Below are 22,239 nucleotides of genomic sequence, written 5' to 3'. Positions count from 1 at the left end.
TATGAACCAACTCGCTGTAATAACGGGCGCAACTGGAGGTATCGGCGAAGCACTTGCCAGTGCATTGGCTAAAGAGGGATTCTCATTACTCTTAACGGGACGACGCGCTGATAAGCTACTCGATCTTCAGAAGACCCTTAGCTCTCAGTTCAGCATCAATGTGTACACGGCTGTCGCTGATCTGACGCAAACAGCAGACCGAACGGCCCTTGCCGAGTCAATCGTTACAAAGGCCGAGCCCTTGAAACTTCTTATCAACAATGCCGGTCTCAGCCAGTTTGGAATGTTCACCGAGTGCCAACCTGAAACTATCGAGGAGCTCATCCTAGCTAATGTGACGGCTCCCATTTGTCTGACTCAGGCAGTGCTGCAACATTTAGGTCCAGAGTCCAAAGGGTTAGACATCATTAACATAGGCTCGACCTTCGGCGTCATCGGTTACCCCGGGTTTACGGCGTACTCCGCCACTAAATTTGCATTGCGCGGTTTCTCTCAGGCGTTAGCAAGAGAATTAGGTGATACGAACATACGAGTTAGATATTTTGCCCCGCGGGCAACGCAAACGGCACTGAACTCCAGCGCTGTTAATGCACTTAATTCAGAAATGGGGACCACAGTGGACTCGCCGGAGATAGTGGCTGAGAAATTTTTAGCCTTTCTCAAAACTAATAAAATGATTGAACACATCGGGTGGCCTGAGCGCTTCTTCGTTTGGCTAAACAAACGCGCTCCGGGCACAGTAGGATCAGCACTTATAAAACAACTACCGATCATTAGGCGACACGCGCAGTGTGACACTCCCGACTAAGCTTGGACGGGCTGAATAGCGGAACCCTGTGGTAGTTGAGGTGCATGTCGGCCATGGTGTCGATCAGCGAATTGTAAATTGCCCGGCGCTCGTCAGGTTCCCTACCGGGGAGGGCGCCATTCCATAGTGACCGACCATCAGCCAGGCTCATAACCAAGAATTTGGAGCCCAGAACTGCAGAGTCTTCGCAGAGGCCATAGGTCTTGGGCACGGGAAAACCGGTTGAGTGTAAACCCGTCATCACTGCATATTCGCGGTCAACCGCGTGCGCCGACGGGAGCAATTTGCCAATACAAAGACACATACAGGCTTTACATTTCCGCCGTTTGCAGTTCAATGCCTGAGATAGTGCCCCTCTCACGCCCTGCTCGCTGCTCGCGCCTGCCGGTGGGCCATAGACCTCCCCCTCCATCGCCGCAGCCCAGTCAAAGATCTCACCTACGGTTGTAATGACCGTCGGTCAGCTATATAGTTGACCGGTGGTCATTTAATGGTTTTGAAGCGCGTATCGAGGTTGGCACTGCAACCCCAGAAACCGCAGGGTAGAGACACTCATGAATTCAGTCGTTGCTATAAATCACAGGGCGCGAGGCAGCGAACAAAAAGCGCTGCGGCGTCAAGCCCTACTAGAAACGGCTGAAATGTATTTCAAAGAAGTTGGCTATGAGGCTTTCTCTATGGCTCAGCTCGCCAAGAAGTCTGGCGTTGCCAAAGGCACGCTCTACCTCTACTTCAACACCAGAGAAGAGCTCTTTTTGACCCTTTATGAGCAAAGCTTGGTCCGGTGGAGCCAAATTTTTATCGGCTCCTTATCCAACACGATAACCAGCGAGGCATATGCCCAGTCGCTCTACAAAACAACTCAAGCCGATGGCGTGTTTTTACCTTTACTCATCAGACTTGAACATGTCATTGAGCACAACGTTGCCATTCCCAGGCTCATCGAATCGAAGCGCGTGTTCATACATCAGGTAGAGACCGTTGCAGAAATCACGTCCACAGCACTCGGCTTGAGCACAGCGCAAGCATTAGAGGTCGTCAAAACAATGGGGGTGCTCCTGATCGGGGCGACACAAACCGACCAAAGCCCAGCACTCGATAACGAAGACCTGCCTGCGGATGTGCAGCACCTAATTACCAGTTTTTCATCAGAACCAATCTTCATCAAAAACGCAGCACGCATCATTGAAGGCATACGTGCAGAGGGCATTTCCGGCGTCTGATCAAATCAAATTCGCCGGTAAATAAAAACGAATCACTCAATAGAAAACAGACAGATCAACCTCGGAGAAAAACCATGGGCGCAGCTGAACACCACAACGTCACCGGATTGGACACACAAGATCTAGACGCATTGATCAAACTGCAGCGAAGCAAATTCCGTGCTGAAGGTGAGGTCACCTATGCCACACGAATAGACCGCCTTAAGCGACTCAAAGCGCTGATCTTGGAAAACAAAGTGGAGTTCGCCAACACTACCAAACGCGAGTTTAACGGTGCACGGTCATACGAATTCAGTTTATTTTCAGAGTTCGGTTCAAAAGTAGAAGCTATTGACTATTCCATTAAGCACTTAAAAGCATGGATGAAGCCTGAAAAGCGAAAAACCAACAAACCCATGAATTTTCTGGGAGGGAAAGGCCAGGTCAGGCATTTTCCAAAAGGCGTTGTTGGCATCATTTCTCCCTGGAACCTTCCTTTCGGTTTAACCGTTGCACCTTTGACCAGCGCACTAGCGGCAGGTAACCGAGCATTATTGAAACCGTCGGAATTTGTTCCTGAAACAGCAGCCTTGTTTGCCGAGATTGTTCCCAAATATTTCTCAAAGGACGAGGTCGCAGTTGTTACTGGGGGGGCAGAAATTAGTCAGCAATTTGCGGAGCTGCCCTTCGACCACCTTCTCTTTACGGGATCGACACGAGTAGGCGCACAGATCATGCAAGCCGCGTCAAAAAATCTGGTGCCAGTTACGCTCGAGCTTGGCGGCAAGTCACCGGTTATTATTGGCCGTAGCGCAAATCTTGAGCTTGCAGGAACCCGCCTGACATTCAGTAAGTTTTTAAATGGCGGCCAGTTATGTCTGTCCCCCGACTACGTTCTTGTGCCACGGGAACTAGAAGAGCAACTCGTTGCTCGGGTAATTCATGAGGCGCAGTCAATGTATCCAAACGTCACCGAGAATGAAGACTACGCGGGGGTGATCAACGAAAGACACTTCGCTAGATTGCAAAACTACATTGATGACGCAGTGGCCAAAGGGGCCAAGCTTACGATTGTTGGCGCCGACCAGACTCGGGCGTCAAAGGACAACCGCCGGATGCCTCTGCACATTTTACAAAACGTCAATGAAGACATGCTGGTGATGCATGAGGAAATCTTTGGTCCCATTCTTCCGGTTATGTCCTATGGCGACATCACAGAAGTTCCAGATCAGGTTGAGCCTCGCCGCAACCCCCTCGCCATGTACTATTTTGGCAAAGATAAAGGTGAGCAAGAGTACTTACTGAGTCACGTCCCCAGCGGCGGTGTTTGCATTAATGACATTACGCTGCACTACGTCCAAGAGGATCTGCCGTTCGGAGGTGTTGGTGCCTCGGGCATGGGTGCGTATCACGGCCCTGAAGGATTTAGGACCCTAAGCCACCCCCGGGCTATTTACAGTCAAACCATGATTGATGTCTTACCCATCATTGGTGCACGCCCGCCCTTCGGCGAAAAATTTCGTAAAAACATCAGCAAAATTCTTGGCGCAATCTAAATCACAGGCCGAAGTATTTAGTGAATGCGGCTCGGTTGAGGCAGCGCTTAAAGAGCATGACATTGAGCCGATGGCTTTTTGCCATCAGGGAAGATCAGCAAAGAGGCTGACCAACAATCGCCGGCAATTACAAATAGGACAACAAACATGAACAAATTATCGGGAGCGTTATCATGACTATTAATCGCCAGTGGCTACTCGCGGAAAGACCTTCAGGCATGGTTGGCCCGCATAATTTTGAGTACGCCGAAACCCCAATCCCCGAACCCAAAAGTGAAGAGGTGTTGGTTAAGAATCTGTTCTTATCTTTTGATCCTGCCCAGCGAAACTGGATGGTCGATCGTAAGGCTTATCTGCCACCGGTGGCTATTGGCGCACCTATGCGGGCAGCGTCTGTCGGCGAGGTCGTCGATTCGCGACATGCCGACTATCAAGTGGGCGACCTCGTGCAAACCACGGGGTATTGGCAAGATTATGTCGTTGCGGCTCCCGGCGAAGGCCCCATGGGTTTGGTTAAGTTGCCGTCAGGCGTGTCGCCTGAAATGATGTTGTCTGTGCTGGGTATTACTGGGCTTACGGCCTATTTTGGACTGCTGGAGATCGGCCAACCGAAAGCCGGCGATACCGTTTTGGTTTCCGGCGCTGCAGGTTCTACCGGCTCTTTTGTGGGTCAAATAGCGAAAATAAAAGGTTGCCGTGTCGTTGGCATCGCTGGCGGTCCCGATAAATGTCGGTGGTTAAAAGAAACTGCCGGCTTCGACGCCGTCATCGACTACAAGAATGAAGATGTCAGCGCGCAAATTGCCCAGCACTGTCCCGACAAGTGGGATGTATTCTTCGACAACGTGGGTGGGCCGATTCTTGAGGCAGCCATAGACCACGTGAATCTGCGTTCACGGATTGTTTTGTGTGGGAGTATCTCTGGCTACAACGCGACAGCGCCAATTCCCGGTCCTTCAAACTTGTCGAATCTCACCATCAACCGAGCGCGCATGGAAGGATTCGTGATTTTGGATTACATGCCGCGGGCCATGGAGGCTATTCAAGATTTAATGGCGTGGGTAGCTTCAGGGGACTTGGTTTATCAAATCGACCTACAGGAAGGCTTTGATAATATCCCTGCCACTTTACAGCGCCTTTACAACGGGCAAAACCTTGGCAAGCAGCTACTCAAAATTTAGTTTGCGACATTGATCACGAGGATAGCTATGACACACATCACTCCCAAGCAGCGCGAAGACGTGCCGGATTTAGCGCCAATGCTGCAAATGGTCGAAGCCTCGATGGGCTTTCTGCCAACAGCCATGATGACCATGGCCCATTGGCCCGAGCTCACGCAGGCCTTTGGCGGTCTTGGGGCGACGATTTTGAACGGCGGCGAATTAGACCCCGGGCTTAAGCAAATGATCGCCTTTGCGGTGAGTAACGCAGCGGGATGCCGTTATTGCCAAGCACACACGGCAAAGTCAGCACAAAAAAATGCGGTCAGCGCTGAGAAAATACAAGCAATCTTCGAGTTTGAGCGCAGCGACTTGTTTTCGGATCAAGAGAAGGCAGCACTGCGCGTTGCAGTGCATGCCGGTATGGTACCCAACGCAGTAGAAGCCCAGCACATGGCTGAATTATCAAAATACTTTAGCGACAAGCAGGCCGTAGAGGTTGTCGCCGTTATTTCAATGTTTGGTTTTCTGAATCGCTGGAACGACACAATGGCAACCACTTTGGAAGATGCGCCCAAGAGCTTTGCAGCAGACCAGCTTGCCGCTCACGGCTGGGTGGCGGGTAAGCACGAATAACCAGCGCTCGATTGCCGCCACATAACTGAGCAAGCGTAGCCACCTGGCCCAGCGTTTAACCAGCGCATGCCCGTTTTATTTGAGAGCCCACATTAAGGTTTTAACCCGAAGTAGGCTCTCGGAAGTTTTAGGCCTCTAAACCCTTTACCAAGATGGAGTTTGCTGTACTTCCGGCATTTCGGTGCTTGGCTATGGCTTGGTATTCATCAGAGGTCATCCAGGCCAAAGCAGATTCCTTCGACGGGAACTCAATAATGACTGACCTTGTGTCGTTCCAGTCACCCGCTAGAACCATAGGGTCTTCATCAACACTCAGCATCTTGCCATCGAATTTTTTAAAAACCTCTGCAAAGCCCGCTGAATATGTGTCGTATTCACTACGGTCATGAATTTTGAATCTAGCAATTATGTAAACGGACATCGTATTTAACTCCCAATTTTTTGTGTTTAAGCGGCGACTAAAAGCACGAAGACAGCCTAGGGGTCGCCGTACGGGCTCGCGTTGTTTTGTGAATTCAACGTTGCAATGACTCACAGTCATTTATATACTGACCACTGGTCATTTAAGATCATCTAACTAAAAATAAAACATATGCAAGGCCGCACGACTTCCCGGACGCTGCCAAAAATAAAGTGAGATATAGCGATGAAATTACTCACGTTCAAACAGCAAGGCTCGGAATATCTAGGGGCTTTGACAGACACTGGAGTCTTTAATCTGAGTGTTGCTGCACCTCAGGATATCGCTTTTTCTTCTATGCAACACTTTATCGAGGCGGGCCAACCCGCCCTTGATCGCGCCTCTGCAATGCTTGCGTCGAGTTCCGCGTCAATACCCTCAGATCAGGTGGAGTGGCTCGCACCACTCCCATTACCCGCGCAAGTTCGAGACTGCCTGGGTTTTGAAGAGCATTTAAAAAATTCGTATAAAAGCGCCATCAAACTAAGCGCCATGGCAGCAGATGATCCGAGTAAAGCTGAGCGTGAACTGCAAGAAAGCGGTAGATTTACTGTGCCCGAAGTCTGGTATCAGCAGCCCCTATATTACAAAGCAAACCGTTTTTCAGTCGCACAAAGCGGCAAGGACGTGATGTGGCCAGCTTATTCAGATGTTATGGATTTTGAACTCGAACTGGCCTGCATCATCGGCAAGAAAGGCAAAGACATTAGTAAAGCTAACGCAGAAGACCATATATTTGGATACACCATTTACAACGACTTCTCGGCAAGAGACACACAAATGCAAGAGTCTGGCGGGCCGCTAGGGCCAGCCAAAAGCAAAGACTTCGACGACTCAATTATTCTTGGACCCGTTATCGTCACCAAGGATGAGCTAGATGACCCCTATAACTTGCGCATGCAAGCTAGGGTCAATGGCGAGACTTGGTGCGATAACAATAGCAGCACCATTTACTGGAAGTTCTCAGACATGATTGCTCACATCAGCAAGAGTGAAACCCTCTACCCCGGTGAGGTCATCGGCTCGGGGACCGTGGGTTTTGGCTGTGGTTTAGAACACCTGCGCTTTTTAAACGACGGCGATGTTGTAGAGCTTGAGATTGAAAAAATTGGCGTCATCTCCAACAAAGTGACTCGGCGATAATGCCAATGGATCATCAAAATAGTCGTGAGTTAAATCATACAACCGCCGGCAGCGAGTTCTCGCGCCATTGGCTCCTGGTGCTAGTGTGTGCGGTGGGAATCGGTGTCGGAGTCTCGGCACTACCCTTCTACACACAGGGAATCTTTATTGAAGCTTGGGTTGCCGACTTTGGTTGGACGCGGGCCCAGGCGTCCTTGGGCATTTTAGGCTCAACGCTAGCGCTCGCCGCAGCCCTGCCTTTTATTGGCTTAATCGTTGATCGCTACGGCCTGGTGCGACCCGTCATGGTTTCTTTACTGGGCCTAGCAGTGGCTTATGTAATGCTGGGGCTATTTGTTCAGTCGATCACGACTTTTGTGATGCTGGCAATGCTTCAGGCAATACTCGGCAGCGCCTCTTCCCCACTAGCCTACACGCGTGCAATAAATACCGTATTTAATAAGCAACGAGGTCTGGCCTTGGGCATTGCTCTGTCGGGGGCCGGTGTGGCCGCTACGTTTGGGCCGGCTTTGATCAGTAGCGCTGTTGCCGAATTCGGCTGGCGAGGCGCCTACTTTGCCATGGCCTTGTTTACCTTGGTGGTGGGTGCGGTTATCGTTATCGTTCTGTCCCGCCTCAATGGCGCTAAAACACCTGTAAACATCGATGCAAAGGTGGCCGCTGAAGCGTTCAAAGTAGCCAGGGCAAGTCGTACCTATTGGACAATAATGGCCGCGATCTTCTGCCTCTCCCTAGGCCTTGGCGGCTTGATGATTCATTTCATACCGGTACTTCTCGAGATCGGTTTCACTCAAAACGATGCGGCCAAAATAGCCGGTGTTATTGGTATAGCGGTTGTACTGGGTAGACTCCTAGTGGGTTTTGCTGTCGATCGCACATTTGCTCCCCGGGTGGCCATTGTTATTCTTGGCGCTTGTATTTTGGGCGTTTTGGCGCTGGCAACACTGGGGGAAGCTGTCGCCCTACCGGCTGCATTTGTCATAGGATTTTCGGTAGGTGCCGAAGTTGATCTGATTGGCTATCTCGTCGCTCGATACTTTGGCATGCAGGCCTATGGCCAAATTTACGGAAGACAATACGCCGCATTCTTAATCGCAACCGGTTTGGGCCCTGTGATTTTCGGCGCAGTGCGTGACGCATCTGATAACTACACTGCCTCATTATTTTTAGCCGCTGCCTTTATGTTGGTATCGACAACCTTGTTTGCAAAGCTCCCCAAATTTCAGCCCTCAAGCAGCGCCGGCTGAATACTGGCGGCTCTTTGACACCAATCACCTCGGTCCCTAGGGAACATCGCCTCTCCGATCAACTCCCTCATAAGAGCAACACGGTTCACCCAGTGCAAAACAGTGCAAATGGAGAAACTGTATGAAAAAACTGAATGCCTACGATCAGATCAACGCAGCCACATTGTTGCTGGTGTCACCGGAGTGGCCAAAAGTCAAAGCAGCCCGACAGTCGGCGGCAACGTTTGAAACACCGTATGTCGACATGCCAACTGAAATTCGGACATTAGCGGGTCGTAAGATCCGTCTCGCTGAAGCCGGGCCAGCTAACGGGCCACTGGTGGTACTGCTCAGTCCATTTCCAGAAAGCATCCTGAGCTTCAGTGGCTCTTGGAATGCACTCACAGAGAAATGTCGAGTCATTGCCATTGACCTTCCAGGGTTTGGTGCCTCTGACGGTGACCGTAATGATATGTCACCTAACGCTCAGGGGGCGCATCTGGCTGCGATCTTTGATGAACTTGACCTACATAATATTCATCTTGTTGGACCTGATGTGGGAATGGGGGCAGGTCTAGCTTATGTACTCAACCATACCCATCGCGTAATCAGCCTAGCGGTTGGTCATGGCGTCGGTGCGCCCGGCCCGTTCAAGCTGGCCTTTATGATAAATCTATTAGCCAAGTTTAGTTTTATGCGTTTCACCACGGGCTTATTGGGTGCCGGGCCACTCATCGCTTTCTCGTCGAAGCTTGGCTCCATTCGTCATCGCGCCAATGCAAAGCAAATCGATGATTACAAACGCGCTTACTCAGGGCGTGCTGCTGAGGTGGTTTACTGGTTTAAGGACTTTCGCTCCAAAGCGACAGCGCTGGCGGCTCGAGTAAAAGAAATCGACATACCCACCCTGGTTTTCTGGGGTGAGCTCGATGTTCTGTTTGACCCCAGCAATGCTAGACATCTGGATGCAGCCCTGCCCAAAAGTAAGTTGCACATGCTGCCGGAGGCAGGCCATCTTGCCTGGGCTGACCAACCAGAGTTGTTCGCTAACATGATTATTGATTGGGTCGATACCGCCAATAAGTAAGTTCGGCTCCTTCCTAGGTGCTTTAGCGGCTCATGTAACGCCCTTTGCTTATCAGCAACTGGCGACATTTAGAAAATAGACAGAGTTAGTTGACGATAGCGCCCCTGCTACAACACGCTATAAGAACAAACGCTGAGATCACGATAAAACACACATCAAACGACAAAGACGATAATTACCCCGTCGCGCTGTGCTGGGCACTCACGCTAGGTTAGACCGCTCAAAGTGCTTGAAACGACGCACTCACTTAAAAACAGCAGCGTACTGTTTAAGCAATAATTTTTCAGCGGAAGAGGGATAAACGGCCTCGAGGCTCGCTTAATTCCGTGCGGCGCTGAGGCCACAGGCCAAATCTTGAAGGATAAGTGCGCAGATAGGTATCATGGAGTAATTACAGATTGAGACAGCGTTGTAGATGATCCGGTTCAATCTGTACCACTTACAACCGTCGCAACTATGCCCAGCCTTTTGCGACGCTTTGGCTATTGCGAGGTACACCTGCATCACTATCAGCGAGCCTTATTGTCTAGGTGCAGGAATACAAAGATCAGGGTGACAGCTAAGTGAATAAAAATAGTGCCAGTTACATGCCGCCTGTCTGATGATTCGCGTTTCAGACATTCCTGAAAACCAGATTGAATTTTCGGCGATCCGTGCCAGCGGTCCGGGTGGCCAGAACGTCAACAAGGTCTCCACAGCGATTCATTTAAGATTCAACGTCAGGTCCTCTAGCTTACCGGAAGCGGTTAAGTCGAAGCTTCTCCGGATGCGCGATACCAGGATCAGCTCTGACGGTGTGATCGTCATCAAAGCGCAAAAGTTCAGGAGCCAGGAAAAAAACCGGTTAGAGAGCCTCGAGCGACTCGATGACATGCTTAAGAAATGTCAGTTTGTCGATAAACCCAGACGAAGAACCCAGCCTTCTAGGTCGTCGGTGCGCAAGCGCCTTGATAGCAAGAAAAAACAGGGCTCTATTAAAAAAAATCGCGGCAAAGTCGACGACTACTGAGGACCACGGCCAGACTGGCTTTACCTCCAATTTTTGCTAATAGCGTGCAGGTGACAAGCGACTGAGGTAAGTGCCCATGAAGCTAGAATATATTGCCGACACTCTGCTTAATGAAGCCAGCGCACCCGCGGATTTGCGCGCAGCTCTAAACGCTTTTGCACAACTGTGCAGCGACGTTGGCGGCGTCGTACCCGACCCCAGCTTTGACGCCTGGGCAGATGATTCCCTGCTAAACAACGGGGTCGCTATTAGCCCAGAAGCTGCCGCCCACTGCGTGACAGACACTCAGCGCAGTGCGGTTTTTATTCGCGCAGCCCGCGCAGCCATCACTACTGCCAAGCAGCGCTTCACCACTAGTCCAATCGAGGTTCTGTACGCAGGCTGCGGGCCGTTCGCCACATTACTGCTGCCACTACTGACAAAATTTAACCCCGGTGAGCTGGTGGTGCATTTTCTAGACATTCATCAACGTTCGCTCGACAGCGTGGCATTGCTCATCGGGCATTTTGACCTACAGGGGCACCGCATCAGCTACATACAAGACGATGCCTGCCACTATCAACACTCGAGTAATCCCCATGTGATCATCACCGAGACCATGCAGAAATCCTTGGAGCAGGAGCCGCAGTTTGCCGTTACCGCTAACCTCGCACCGCAGTTGCATGCGAGGGGAATCTTTATTCCTCAAAGGATCGAGGTTGCACTGTGCCTCGCCAAACTAGAGGCGGAGAGAGCCGCATTGCAACGGGGCGATGCACTAGACCCAAACGCCCTACAGGCGGCTGGCGAACGGCATGCACTGGCCACTGTACTCTGCCTAACACCAGAGCACGCTGCGACGCTGAAACAGCAGGCCAGCCAAAATAGCCATGGCTTGCTTGAACTCAACCCAAAACACGTAACCCTTCCCGCCATAACCGACCTCAATACATTTGATGCCGTTTTGTTTACCCGCATTCAGGTTTTTGAACAGCATCGGCTGCTCGACTATGAATCAGAAATAACCCTACCCTTGCGCTGCAGTGGCTTAACCCCACTGCAGGCAGGCGATCACTACAGAGCTAGCTTACAAATTGGAAGTTACCCAAAATTTTCTGTCACTCGAATTTGTGATTCGTGATTCGTGATTCGTGATTCATGATTCGTGATTCGTGATTCGTGATTCGTGATTCGTGATTCGTGATTCGTGATTCGTGATTCGTGATTCGTGATTCGTGATTATTAGTGGTCGGTCACTACACTCAGAATAGATACAACATTTTGTAAGATTTCTTGATGCCTACTGTCGACGTCAAGGGCTGCGATCTTACCTAAAGGCACACAACGTCTCACTAGCACTCTGGTGTTGACGCGGGCTAGGTCTAAACCCATCAAGGCCAGTACCGGGCTCGGTTTACCAGACCTTCCCCTCACTCAGGCGCGATGGGACACCTTGATGCGACCGTGTCCCCCGCAAAAACCTGTCGCACAAACGGGAGCGAATCTGCCAAGGAAGGTAGCACGACACCTCGATGATCGAGATCTGGATAAACTTGCCAATGAACAACGGTGTTTGCAGCGCACATATCTTGTACTAGCTTGGCCTGCATTCGATAAGGCGTATCGCGGTCCAGCTGTCCCGTGCCTAAAAACACTGGCACATTGATCGCTAAGTGTGGGTAGCTCATACGCGTAAAAGCGTCTTCTAACCCCACTATCGGATTTTTTTTAAAAACCTCACCGCGCATTAAGTTAGCATCGACAACTTTCAATTTGAGCTCTCGATAGCAAAGGTTCTGTGCATCCTCGGCGAGCTCCCACGCTACATCCGCGATGAAATCACCGCGCTCAAATGCAGGATCAAGATGCTCCGCTAATATCATCCCGAGAAATGTGTAGCCCAACAAGGGATCGGGCTGATCAAGTCGCCTAAGGCGATCGAGGTTTTTCATTGTGGCTGGCGTAAAATATGGCGCCCCTGTAGCAACGACACCCACCACATTAATTCCCGGTGCGTAATCAGGCGCCAAGCTCGCGGTTGAAATCGCAGCGCTAGCCCCTTGCGACTGACCGAGTAAAAGCACTTGCTCTGCCAGGGGAAAATTGGAATTTTGAACTGCACGGATTAGATCAAGGTTGCTGTAGGCCGCTGGGCGAGTTGCCAAATACGGATGCAAGCCCAAGGTGCCCAAGCCTTGATAATCCGATGCAACCACGGCAAAGCCTCGAACCAAAAACTCATTTAAGTAATTCTCATCTTGGGCTTGCCTACCGTTCCATGATGGCGCGCATCGGTCGTTGATACCCACCGTTCCATGAGACCATGACACCAAGGGCCAACCCGATGCCGGCGCCTCACCCTTGGGCAAGTAAAGCACCCCCGATACGGCCACTAAGTCTTCTTCCCAAAGCCCCTCTGTAGAAGTATATAAAACCCGCAGACTTTCTCCGGCCTCAGCGAGCTGCTGTTTTTCTGACAATGGCTCCACTTTTAAGACTTTCCCGGGCTGACCGTAGCCACCTTGAGCTCGATAAAATTCGGAGAGGAAAACATCGCTAGGGACCTCGGTGGCGGCCACCGAACACAGAGGGGCCAGCGACAAAAGCAGCATAAAACCTAAAGCGGTTACGGAATGCCTTTTATCAACCATGGGGCTTTTCCAAGTACGCTTGTAAGCCATCATGCCGGGCCCATCGTTACGTCTTTAAAGGCAACATCACGATCTACCTCAGGCTCACGGGGCAGCCCCAGTACGCGCTCCGCAATAATATTTCGCTGGATTTGATCGGTACCTCCACCAATTGAATTCATATAGGCCTTTGCCGCATCAAAATGCGCGTGGCTTGCGTCAGGGTGATCAGCATCATCTAAAATCCCGTTAGCACCGAGCAAGTCGCTAGCAATACGCGCCTCTCCATGCTGAATTCGCGACATCGCCAACTTACTCAACGACATGAGTGCTGTAGAACCGGTGCTCGCCAGCTCCTCTTTGGCCCGATTATTATTCAGCTTATTGAGCTCTCGGTAAGCGAGTGCCTGAGCAATTTTTTGTCGTTGATGTGAATCTTCAATTTGTCCGGTTGATTGGGCGATACGAATCAGTTTTGGCACATCGCCCGGAGCGCTTTTCCGTCGACGCTCCGTAATACCCTGGCCCATTATCAGGCGCTCGTAAGCAATAGCTAGCTGAAATGACTTCCACCCTTTATTGACCTCACCCAGTAAGTGCTGTTCGGGCACCAACGCGTCTGTTATGAAGACCTCATTGAACTCCGACTCGCCGGTAATCTGGTTGATCGGCCTAACCTCGACCCCGGCTTGCTTCATGGGAAACAGAAAAAAGGAAACACCCTTGTGCTTGGGCACCTCCCAATCAGTGCGAGCCAAGAGCATGCCGTATTCCGCATCGACCGCATTAGAAGTCCAGACCTTTTGCCCATTGATGCGATACTGTCCGTTGTTGTAGTCAGCCCGGGTACGCACACCAGCCAAGTCAGACCCGGCGTTAGGCTCGGAGTAAAGCAAGCAACAAATAGGCCCTTTAAGCAGCACCGGCAATAGATCCCGCTTAAGCGATTCAGAGCCCGTTTTAAACAACGTAATGGCCCCAAGATGATAACGATCTCTCGCTGCGCCAGGGACCTTGTGCTGTGTGAATAGCTTTTCAATTGCCCGCGCCGATTTCGAACTCAAGCCCAAGCCAAACCATTCACGCGGCCAGGTTGGCACCATGAGACCTGCCTCAAAGACACGAGCTAGCCAAGATTTTTCGTCGTAATCATGGGCACCCTTCTCACAGCCTAACGCCGCATCCCAGTGGTCTTCCAACCATTGCTCGGTAAACGCTTTGACCACGTCGGGGGAATCGTCGAGTTTTAGTGGGTTCATCTCAATGCTCCCAGGTGGCTAAGTAGCATTCACGATGTTGATCCGAACTGCCAAACATAGGCATCCAAGTTCTGGCACGTCGCCAATAGAGATGGGCGCAGTGCTCTCGCGTGTAAGCAATACCACCGTGCAGCTGTATCGCCTGAGCCGATATTTCTCGAAAGACATCGGCGCAGGTGAACGCGGCTAAATGCACGGCACGCTTCATATCTGGTAATTGCCGATCCAGCGCCGTGGTCGCAGCAATCACGGCGCTCTTTGAGGATTCAAGCTCAACCAGTAAATCGGCGACCATATGTTTTACTGCCTGAAATGAGCCCACCGCCCGTCCGAACTGATACCGCGTTTTCAAGTATTCAATCGTCACATCAAAAATTGCCTGTGCGGCCCCGGCTTGTTCTGCCGCCAAGGCACACAGCCCACTCATCTGAGCCCATTCGATGGCCTGCTGGTCAATATCAGAGAGTGCTTGAGTCTCAGCATGACTAAACTCCAGCCGGGAAAACGTGGCGAGTGGATCGTTCACCTTTTGCTTAACGACCTTCACACACTGACCGTGCTCAACCAAAAAGACCTGCGTCGGTTGAGCACGATTTTTTTGCTGAATACACACCAAGGTATGGGTGGCTAGTTCGCCATACCCAACCAATGAAACGCATCCAGATACACGGCCGCTTTCATCGACCACCAAGGTGTGACTGTCGTCGATATAAGGAACACACTCCGCGTTGCCCGCCAGAGCAATCACACTGTCCCCGGCCGCAATACTCGAAACAAGTACGCTTTGATCAGACAGGGATTGAGTTGAACCACATAGCGACAGAGCCGTAACGGTATTTACCAAGGTGGTGGGTATCAACTTACGTCCAAGCTCATCCAAGACCGCAGCGAGCGCCCCATGCCGACCGGGGTATCCCTCCAACGCTTGTGGTCGTGCCAAGTCAAGAAGACCTAATTCTGCCAACTGATGGTTCAGTAGTTGGTGCCCAGATAGGGCCACCCCTTCATTCGCCATTGTCGACTGATCAAGCGGCAGGCTCTCCAGTGCTTTTATCAGCGCGCTTCGAAGCGCCAAAATATCGCTGTGATTTAGCTCAAGCATGGTGTTGATCCCAAACATCAAATAATCCGAACATATGTTCGCATTATTGACGGTGTCTGAGGTACAGTCAATCCAAAATAGCGCAGTGCCAAAACTTAAGGATGCAAGAATGAGCAAAAGGCGAGAGCCCCAGCAAGAACGCGCGATTGCGCGGAAGCAGAGAATTATCGACGCGACGAAGTTGGTGCTTATCGAATTGGGCTATTCAAAACTTACACTGCGTAAAATTGCCAGTGCGGCTGGTATTGGCGTCGGCACCATTTACGACTACTTTCCAACAAAATTTGCCGTTGTGGAAATTATCTTAGGTCAGCGTCTTAGCGAAAAATTAGACGCGTTTGATCAAGCTTATGCGAGCGTTAGGCCTGAGAACTCTATTGCGGAATTTATCGAGCGATACATCTCTACCGTAACCGGCGGCCCTAGCGCTCTGAGATTGGATAACGCACTGTTTGCTAGCATTAATGACGACGCGGGCTTAGCCAAACTCATGAACCGCTATCAGAGCGACACAGTTGACAGATATGTAGAGGCGCTTGAAACCGCAGGCTCCACTTGGTCTAGGCATGACCTGCGATGTGCCGCAAATTATCTAGCCAGCATCGCCAGTCATTTTGAACAAAACCTTGAAAAGCATCGTCACGAGGGGCGCACTCAATTGATGCAAAAAATGGTTCAAGACACCTTTATCGCAATAGCGCGATCCACCCTAAAGCCTGTAAGCGTCGTAAAGCCCGGTCGGTAGATTCCAGCCTTTGGACAACTCCTCTGCGACCGCTCTTGGTGCGAGATAATGTCTTGCTAAGGGCGGCGCTGGGATTCATTGCCTAAATGAGAAACCGACACCTCCTCATGAAATTTTTGCTGTAATCGCTAGCTACATATGCGCAAAAAAATAAACTAGGCCGCAGTAGACATTAGGCATGGAGAGCGCGGCCCTAAGTGCTCTAAGACTCGAGTTACCAGCACCTTCGTCACGAAAAAATATGATTGGCGCAATTAGGCACAAAAAAGCCCGCCAGAAGGCGGGCTTTTCAGACACTAGTGACTCACTTACGGCGACGGCGCAGGCCCATAAAACCGATCAGACCGGATAAGGCTAACAGACCCCAAATTGGCAGGGCAGGTACAGGAAGCGCAGCAAAGGCAGCCGCTGCATCAGCAGTAGCAGCAGCGGTCGCAGCAGGACCTGAATACCCACCAACCACCTTAATATCTGTGATCGTAACTGGAGCTTCGCCCTTTACATACAGTAAAAGGTTACCCCATTTAGTCGTGTCGCCGGCTGGAATTGCAATCGTCTTTGACGTTTTGCCAGCAAGCGAGCTTTGCTTCCCAGTACCCGAACCCACTGAAGATGTGCCGCTGTTACACGTCACGCTGTCAGTCCTATAGATCGAGGTGTTCGCGGGGTACGGTGCATTTTCAAACTGAAAAGACACTTCTGCTGAACCGCTTACGGTCGCGCAGTCAAAGGTTATCGACTCGGGCTTGTAAAACGGGTACATATCAACGTTCCGCTTAGTATCACCAAAGCCGGCAAAGCTTTTAGCATCAGCTGGCATCTGATAAGTGTCAGTTAAACACTTAACCTTGGCACCTCCGAACGCATCTTCAAACCTAAGGACGCTAGTATCTGCGCATGCAGCGTTCTCGACAGCTTCTGCCTCAGCTTCCTGCTCGCTCTGGGTGGCGAAACTTAGCGAGAAATCATCCCAAATGCCGCCGTCACCCGCGTTCAGATCATTTTGCGAATAAAAGCCAGCTGTTACAGAAAGGTTGGTCGATGTGCCAAGTGCAACATCGAACTTCTCTGCTACCGTTACAACGCCCGCGCTGTTTATAGCGACCTCGCGGTATGTGTTAGTGATTATGCCGAAATTATTGGTTTCGCTTTGATCGTCTAAGTCGATGACCGTTAAAAACACGCCCACCTTAGCACCTGACACTAAAGTCTGGTCTGGGTCATAAGAAGAGATCTTAGCTTTCGCCGCGACGGTGTACTCACCGCTGGCTAGTGTAACGTCGTCGCTCGCGAGTGAGGTCGTTGTTACCGTTTTGAAGGTTCTACTCCTCGTGCAGGCATCATTGCTGAGGCCGTAAGTGTCTGCATACACATTGAGACTGAGATCACCCGATATAGAATTATCTCCGTCCGCAATGCCCTGATTGGAGTACTCTCCGTATAATGTACCCCCTCCCCCAGCGCCAATTACTGTGAAGTAATTTTGGTTTTTCGCAGCCTCAGGGTTGCCTGGGTACTGGTTGTTATAGGTGACGCACCCAGCGTCCTTGAAATACTGCTTTTGCCATAACCAGTCGTTGCCTACCAACGCGGCGGTTTTGTCGAGAGACTCAAAGTCGTCACTCATAAGGGTTGTTTGTGCGTGACCCACGCTACTAAATGCTGCAGCAAGTGCGACTACCGCACCGCAAACCATTTTAATGTTCATAATGTGTCCCTAGACTCGAGTTATTCCAATATTATTGATTCGACACGCCTTAACAGCTTTACACCGCATGTGTGCTTTACGCGCAGGTACTTCAATTGGTTGTAACATCTCGCGAAAACAGCTCACAGCGTCACCCGACGAAGCGGACCAAATGTACGATAAATGGGATGATTGGGCATCAAAGATGCAGCTACTCCATAGTCTGTAAATTCATCATCGACAAACCACCCTAAAATTAGGATTCCCAAGTGAAATCTGCAACCCTTTTTTTGCAAGCCGGTTATAGATGCATCAGCCGCGTACATATGCATGAGCCTTAGCTCAGTATGTTCAAGAATTGCGCCCTCGACGGCGGTAACGGGCCCTTCAAAATTGAGGATTCTGCTCAGCACTGCGCCGGGCAATTCTCTTGTTGCCATTATTGGGGCTCCGCGGCAACTTTAACGTGCGCCTTATCGATTCTTCTTGCTTTACACGGCACCTTTATGCCTAACAAGTTGTTAATCAAGGGCACCACCAATTCAGTCGAAGCACACAACCCACTTGTCACAGTCTTCCAGAATCAAATCGCGCCATACTTTCGGCTAAGCCCCCTATCAGTGTAAATAACCAATAACTTGTTTTATGCTTCCGCGTTTGGCCGCCTCAGCCAAATCAAAGCCATCGGAGCGAGGATTTTCCCTTTGAGTAAAGTAAAAGCTGCTGCCAAGCGTTTAGTCAGCATCATTGTGATTGCACAAATTGCCTATTTGCTAATCATTAATGGCGCTCTGAACCTATCAATCACTCAAAATTTGGTGAATAAAATTAAACCCGAGAAATTTCAAGTCTCTTGGGAGCGCGCCTGGAGTTTTTACCCATTTCGCGTGCATGCTGAGGGCATCGTCGCCAATGGCCAAAGCCGGACCCAACAATGGGAGGTTCTTGCGACATCGGGGTCGGGCTCGATTGCGTTGCTGCCCTTGGTCTTAAAGGAGGTTTATATCTCTGACATCGAGGCAACAGACATCGACTATCGTCAGCGCCCACGACTGAAGCCCGAGCGCGACTACAGTCAGTTACTCGCATACTTCCCGCCGATAACTGGCAGAGAAGTCGTCCCCGTCGAAACAACTCCGCTTAAAAGTAAACGACCATGGAAAATCCATCTGAGCGGGCTACAAGCTCAGGGGAATCACCGCTTTTGGGTATTCAATATTCAAGGAACAGCCAGCGGCTCAGCAACCGGTGACATGTACATGGAAACACGGCGTGGCAAATTCTGGCTGGATGTCGCCAACGCTGACCTCAACCTTGGACCCGCTTACCTCAACGGATCTGCACAAGCCTATAAGGGCGGCACATTGCAGGGTGCTCTTGGTTTCACGCCGCTGATTCGTAGCGAACATCGAGGAAAACGCATGCTGCGCTTTGGTTATACCGATGTGCAGCTCGATGTTGGTATGGAGAATTTCAATTTCATCAACATCTTTACAACCGGCCTTGGCGATCTTGATATTACAGGCGCCGGCCAGGTTGAGGGCCGCCTGGTACTGCGTGACGGATATGTGCGCGCGGGCACTCAGCTCAAGGCCTCTGCGAATAACCTCGGTGTGACTATTCGTGATGTCGATATATCGGGTCAAGGCACCGTACTGATTCATACCCCAGCCGACGCTGACAGCCCCATGGGGCTCAGTGTTGGCTACGAGTCGTTGCGCGCCACAGAAGTCGGCGCGAGTGAACCGTTCCTCAAGGGCAATACGCTGCGCCTAGATTACAGTGGCTCAAATTATATCTACCCGGACCCCGACAAGAGTTTTCAAGAGCTGTGGGCTGACGACGCCGCACGCAAGCGCCGCGCAATGAATACATTCAACTTGTTAATCAATGATGCAACGGTCATTGATATGGCGACTTTTAATACGTACTTACCTCCAGAAAGCCCTTACACCTTTGCAGGTGGCACCACCCGATTAGACGCTGACATAACCTTCGGCGAAGAGAGCATGAACGGTGCCATTCAGCTCGACTCTACCGCGGTAAAAATACAAGTCGACGAGCAAAGTTTTGAGGCTGATATCGACGCCGACATTGCTATCCCAAGCGGAATACCCCGTGAATTTAAAGCAAACTTGAGCGGCTCAACGTTACGATTATTTAACGTTCGCGTCGATGGTAATGAAGAAAATTTTGACGGTGATTATTGGTCCGCGGCTCTCGAATTGACATCGGCAGAAGGTACCGTACAACAACCCCTAGCCTTAGATGCCAAAGCAACTCTCAGCGTGAGCGATACAAGGCCACTGGTTGCGTTCGTTGACAATAAAAGTAATCCCCCTAAATTTTTATCCAACTTGATGGCCGTCAAGGATTTAAGCGGCGAAGCCGAAGTCCACTTCTCCAACGGCAAAACCACCATCCCCTTAGCTTATGTGAATAGTGAAAAAGCAGAAGTTGCAGTGAAGGCAACGTTTTATGATGGCGAAAGAGATGGCGTTGCTTATGCGCGGTTTAAAAAATTGGATGCGCTGCTAAAACGTGAAAACGGCAAACGCAAAGTGGTGGTAACCAAATCTCGGGAGAAGTTCGATCAATACGAGATTCCCAAGAAATAAGGTGCTTAAACACGATCTGCAGATAGGCCATCTTCACAGCATCTACGAGCTGTGCAGAGCAAGAAAGCCAAAGGAATTAGGCGACTTGTACCCGACCTCAGCAAGGCGCCGCGATGGGGGTGTTCAATTCGCTGGACCCCTATTAGCATGATCTCAAAGCCGCAGCATGCCGTGAGATTCATACACCGGGTCTAGCAAGCCGCGCGGCAAGACAAATTCTTTTGGTGGCAGCTATTTTACCGGCCGGACCCAAGACCCGGTCAGCCAAATACAGTTGGTAACTCTATGGCCCTAAATTTGAATACAGCTCGCAGTATTTGTACCGCCACCCTACTCATGGTTTTGGCTGGCTGCACAACCACTGTAAAGACGCCCTTTGAAGTTCCTGAGGCAGAATTTTCGATGGCAGCCGCAACTGACGGACCACTAGCCAGACTCGAAACTGCTGTCCATCAGCGCAGTGGTGCCGCACTCAACGCGGAAGAAAAAATCCAAGATGGGGGCTCTGAAAGTTTTAAAGTTTCAGGATTTAAGTTACTCAATCGAAGCGAAGACGCACTCAACTGGCGGCTGGCCCTCATCGATTCAGCCACCCAAAGTATTGACACCCAATACTACCTGTACCACGGCGATAGCACCGGCATGCTCATCACTAGCAGACTCATTGATGCCGCCGATCGCGGTGTAAAAGTTCGAGTTATTATTGATGACATGGGCACCTTGGCGACGGGTAAACAGCAAGGAATGGCCCGCGACGCTATTGGCACCCTTATGGTCGGCCACCCCAACATTACACTGCGGCTTTTCAACAGCGCAGAAAATCGCAAATCTGTGGGATGGGGACTGGAGTTTGCCACGCACTTTTCCCAACTTAACCACCGCATGCACAATAAATCTCTAATTGTCGATAATCGTGCGGTGATTCTTGGTGGGAGAAATATTGGCGATGAGTACATGGGGCTTAGCGAAGCGCTAAATTTTCGTGACATTGATGTTCTAGGCGTCGGTGTAATAGCCCGCCAGACCAGCGCTATATTCGACCTTTTTTGGAATAGCGGCTGGGTTATTACCGCTAACAAAGACCAGAGGCTGCGAGCCGAAAAAGACTTTCATAGCGTCCGAGCTGAGGTTTTAGAAGAGCTAGCTAACTCACCTCAGCTGGAGCAGTTTTCTGTTACGCCCATAGACTGGTGCTCTTCCTTAAAGACCCTCACCTCATCTTTACATTTGGGGACCAGTGAGGTGTTCACTGATCGCCCGCAATCTGACGGTATCAGTGCTGATCTTTTAGAGGCTGTTTTTGAGATAGTCCCAAAAACCCAGCGTGAATTGCTGATTACCAACGCCTATTTCATACCAGATGAACCAGGTGTTGCAATGCTGCAGCAGCTCAATGAGCGGGGTGTAGTCGTAAAAGTGCATACCAACTCTCTCGCCTCTCAAGACGTACCCGCGGTGAACAGCCACTACAAGGCTTGGCGGGGCCCTATGGTCGATGCGGGCATCGCACTTTACGAGGCCCGTCATGATGCGGCCATCAAATTAACGGTGGTTGATACGGCACCCATGCATGCAAAGGTTATGGGGCTACATTCGAAATCCATGGTCATCGATCGCCGTTTCTCTATCGTGGGCTCTGCAAATTTTGACCCGCGCTCAGCTCTTATTAACTCGGAAATGTTCGCGGTCATCGATAGTGAGAGTCTCGCTAGTGCGTTAGCTGAGGCCATTGAACAAGACATCAGTCCAGCAAACAGTTGGCGGGTCGAGCGTGACCCCAAAAGCCGTTTAATTTGGCGTAACAATGAAGAGACTCGCACTCGACAGCCCTCCCGCAGCGGTTGGCAACGAGTTCAGGATTGGTTTTTTATGCTCTTTCCAAAAAGTCTTTACTAACCAACGCGGGCTCGTCCCGCTCCAACGAGCCATCAC

Annotated in this window: 20 protein-coding genes; 13 read left to right on the top strand and 7 right to left on the bottom strand. The window is 50.7% G+C overall.

Going from position 1 to position 22,239, the window contains the following annotated elements; all coding sequences use genetic code 11:
• Position 1: 1 nt before the first annotated feature.
• Entirely contained in the window at positions 2 to 808 is an 807-nt protein-coding gene (locus ACMAZB_RS03480) for an SDR family oxidoreductase (RefSeq protein ID WP_435214486.1), read from the top strand.
• Here the strand turns inward: ACMAZB_RS03480 and ACMAZB_RS03475 are convergent.
• Complete coding sequence (locus ACMAZB_RS03475; RefSeq protein WP_435219424.1) at positions 774 to 1,049, bottom strand: phosphotransferase; 276 nt, start codon at positions 1,047 to 1,049, stop codon at positions 774 to 776. The two genes, ACMAZB_RS03480 and ACMAZB_RS03475, sit on opposite strands and share 35 nt — an antisense overlap.
• Before the next feature lie 313 nt (positions 1,050 to 1,362).
• Between ACMAZB_RS03475 and ACMAZB_RS03470 the strand changes: the two genes are divergently transcribed.
• From ACMAZB_RS03470 to ACMAZB_RS03455, 4 genes are all read left to right on the top strand, one after another.
• Positions 1,363 to 2,031, top strand: a complete 669-nt coding sequence (locus ACMAZB_RS03470; RefSeq protein ID WP_435219423.1) for a TetR family transcriptional regulator — start codon at positions 1,363 to 1,365, stop codon at positions 2,029 to 2,031.
• A 74-nt stretch (positions 2,032 to 2,105) separates the two neighbouring features.
• Positions 2,106 to 3,566 carry a coniferyl aldehyde dehydrogenase gene (locus ACMAZB_RS03465; protein ID WP_435214483.1) on the top strand — a complete coding sequence of 487 codons (1,461 nt, stop codon included), beginning with the start codon at positions 2,106 to 2,108 and terminating at the stop codon, positions 3,564 to 3,566.
• Between the two features lie 173 nt (positions 3,567 to 3,739).
• Complete coding sequence (locus tag ACMAZB_RS03460; RefSeq protein ID WP_435219422.1) at positions 3,740 to 4,747, top strand: NADP-dependent oxidoreductase; 1,008 nt, start codon at positions 3,740 to 3,742, stop codon at positions 4,745 to 4,747.
• 27 nt (positions 4,748 to 4,774) lie between these two features.
• Positions 4,775 to 5,362 carry a carboxymuconolactone decarboxylase family protein gene (locus ACMAZB_RS03455; protein ID WP_435214479.1) on the top strand — a complete coding sequence of 196 codons (588 nt, stop codon included), beginning with the start codon at positions 4,775 to 4,777 and terminating at the stop codon, positions 5,360 to 5,362.
• 127 nt (positions 5,363 to 5,489) lie between these two features.
• Here the strand turns inward: ACMAZB_RS03455 and ACMAZB_RS03450 are convergent, their stop codons facing one another.
• Positions 5,490 to 5,783 carry a DUF1330 domain-containing protein gene (locus ACMAZB_RS03450; RefSeq protein ID WP_435219421.1) on the bottom strand — a complete coding sequence of 98 codons (294 nt, stop codon included), beginning with the start codon at positions 5,781 to 5,783 and terminating at the stop codon, positions 5,490 to 5,492.
• A 225-nt stretch (positions 5,784 to 6,008) separates the two neighbouring features.
• Here ACMAZB_RS03450 and ACMAZB_RS03445 point away from each other — a divergent pair, with 225 nt between their 5' ends.
• The 5 genes from ACMAZB_RS03445 to ACMAZB_RS03425 all read left to right on the top strand — a co-directional run bounded on the left by ACMAZB_RS03445 (position 6,009) and on the right by ACMAZB_RS03425 (position 11,407).
• A complete protein-coding gene (locus tag ACMAZB_RS03445; RefSeq protein ID WP_435219420.1) occupies positions 6,009 to 6,965 on the top strand; it encodes a fumarylacetoacetate hydrolase family protein in 957 nt (318 codons plus the stop codon).
• A gap of 5 nt (positions 6,966 to 6,970) precedes the next feature.
• Positions 6,971 to 8,212: an MFS transporter gene (locus ACMAZB_RS03440; protein WP_435219419.1), complete on the top strand. Its 1,242-nt coding sequence runs from the start codon at positions 6,971 to 6,973 to the stop codon at positions 8,210 to 8,212.
• Positions 8,213 to 8,333: 121 nt separating this feature from the next.
• Complete coding sequence (locus tag ACMAZB_RS03435; protein ID WP_435219418.1) at positions 8,334 to 9,278, top strand: alpha/beta fold hydrolase; 945 nt, start codon at positions 8,334 to 8,336, stop codon at positions 9,276 to 9,278.
• 601 nt (positions 9,279 to 9,879) lie between these two features.
• A complete protein-coding gene (gene arfB, locus ACMAZB_RS03430; RefSeq protein WP_435219417.1) occupies positions 9,880 to 10,287 on the top strand; it encodes an alternative ribosome rescue aminoacyl-tRNA hydrolase ArfB in 408 nt (135 codons plus the stop codon).
• 76 nt (positions 10,288 to 10,363) lie between these two features.
• On the top strand, positions 10,364 to 11,407 hold the full coding sequence (locus ACMAZB_RS03425) for a hypothetical protein (protein WP_435219416.1): 1,044 nt from the start codon (positions 10,364 to 10,366) through the stop codon (positions 11,405 to 11,407).
• 289 nt (positions 11,408 to 11,696) lie between these two features.
• Here the strand turns inward: ACMAZB_RS03425 and ACMAZB_RS03420 are convergent, their stop codons facing one another.
• The 3 genes from ACMAZB_RS03420 to ACMAZB_RS03410 are packed head-to-tail and all read right to left on the bottom strand — an operon-like array spanning position 11,697 to position 15,257.
• A complete protein-coding gene (locus ACMAZB_RS03420; protein WP_435219415.1) occupies positions 11,697 to 12,917 on the bottom strand; it encodes an alpha/beta fold hydrolase in 1,221 nt (406 codons plus the stop codon).
• A gap of 29 nt (positions 12,918 to 12,946) precedes the next feature.
• Positions 12,947 to 14,155, bottom strand: coding sequence for an acyl-CoA dehydrogenase family protein (locus ACMAZB_RS03415; protein WP_435219414.1), 1,209 nt, complete (start codon positions 14,153 to 14,155; stop codon positions 12,947 to 12,949).
• A gap of 1 nt (position 14,156) precedes the next feature.
• Positions 14,157 to 15,257, bottom strand: a complete 1,101-nt coding sequence (locus ACMAZB_RS03410; protein WP_435219413.1) for an acyl-CoA dehydrogenase family protein — start codon at positions 15,255 to 15,257, stop codon at positions 14,157 to 14,159.
• Positions 15,258 to 15,366: 109 nt separating this feature from the next.
• On the opposite strand from ACMAZB_RS03410, the gene ACMAZB_RS03405 reads away from it, so the two are divergent.
• On the top strand, positions 15,367 to 16,002 hold the full coding sequence (locus tag ACMAZB_RS03405) for a TetR/AcrR family transcriptional regulator (RefSeq protein WP_435219412.1): 636 nt from the start codon (positions 15,367 to 15,369) through the stop codon (positions 16,000 to 16,002).
• 304 nt (positions 16,003 to 16,306) lie between these two features.
• On the opposite strand, the gene ACMAZB_RS03400 is transcribed toward ACMAZB_RS03405, so the two are convergent.
• On the bottom strand, positions 16,307 to 17,710 hold the full coding sequence (locus ACMAZB_RS03400) for an IPTL-CTERM sorting domain-containing protein (protein ID WP_435219411.1): 1,404 nt from the start codon (positions 17,708 to 17,710) through the stop codon (positions 16,307 to 16,309).
• A gap of 122 nt (positions 17,711 to 17,832) precedes the next feature.
• Positions 17,833 to 18,129: a hypothetical protein gene (locus ACMAZB_RS03395; protein WP_435219410.1), complete on the bottom strand. Its 297-nt coding sequence runs from the start codon at positions 18,127 to 18,129 to the stop codon at positions 17,833 to 17,835.
• 264 nt (positions 18,130 to 18,393) lie between these two features.
• Between ACMAZB_RS03395 and ACMAZB_RS03390 the strand changes: the two genes are divergently transcribed.
• Entirely contained in the window at positions 18,394 to 20,307 is a 1,914-nt protein-coding gene (locus ACMAZB_RS03390; RefSeq protein WP_435219409.1) for a hypothetical protein, read from the top strand.
• Positions 20,308 to 20,592: 285 nt separating this feature from the next.
• Entirely contained in the window at positions 20,593 to 22,203 is a 1,611-nt protein-coding gene (locus tag ACMAZB_RS03385) for a phospholipase D family protein (protein ID WP_435219408.1), read from the top strand.
• Positions 22,204 to 22,239 lie beyond the last annotated feature (36 nt).

The sequence above is a fragment of the Luminiphilus sp. nBUS_07 genome (assembly GCF_051201685.1).
Classification (GTDB): Bacteria; Pseudomonadota; Gammaproteobacteria; order Pseudomonadales; family Halieaceae; genus Luminiphilus.
This window is presented reverse-complemented; position numbering and strand designations above follow the sequence as displayed.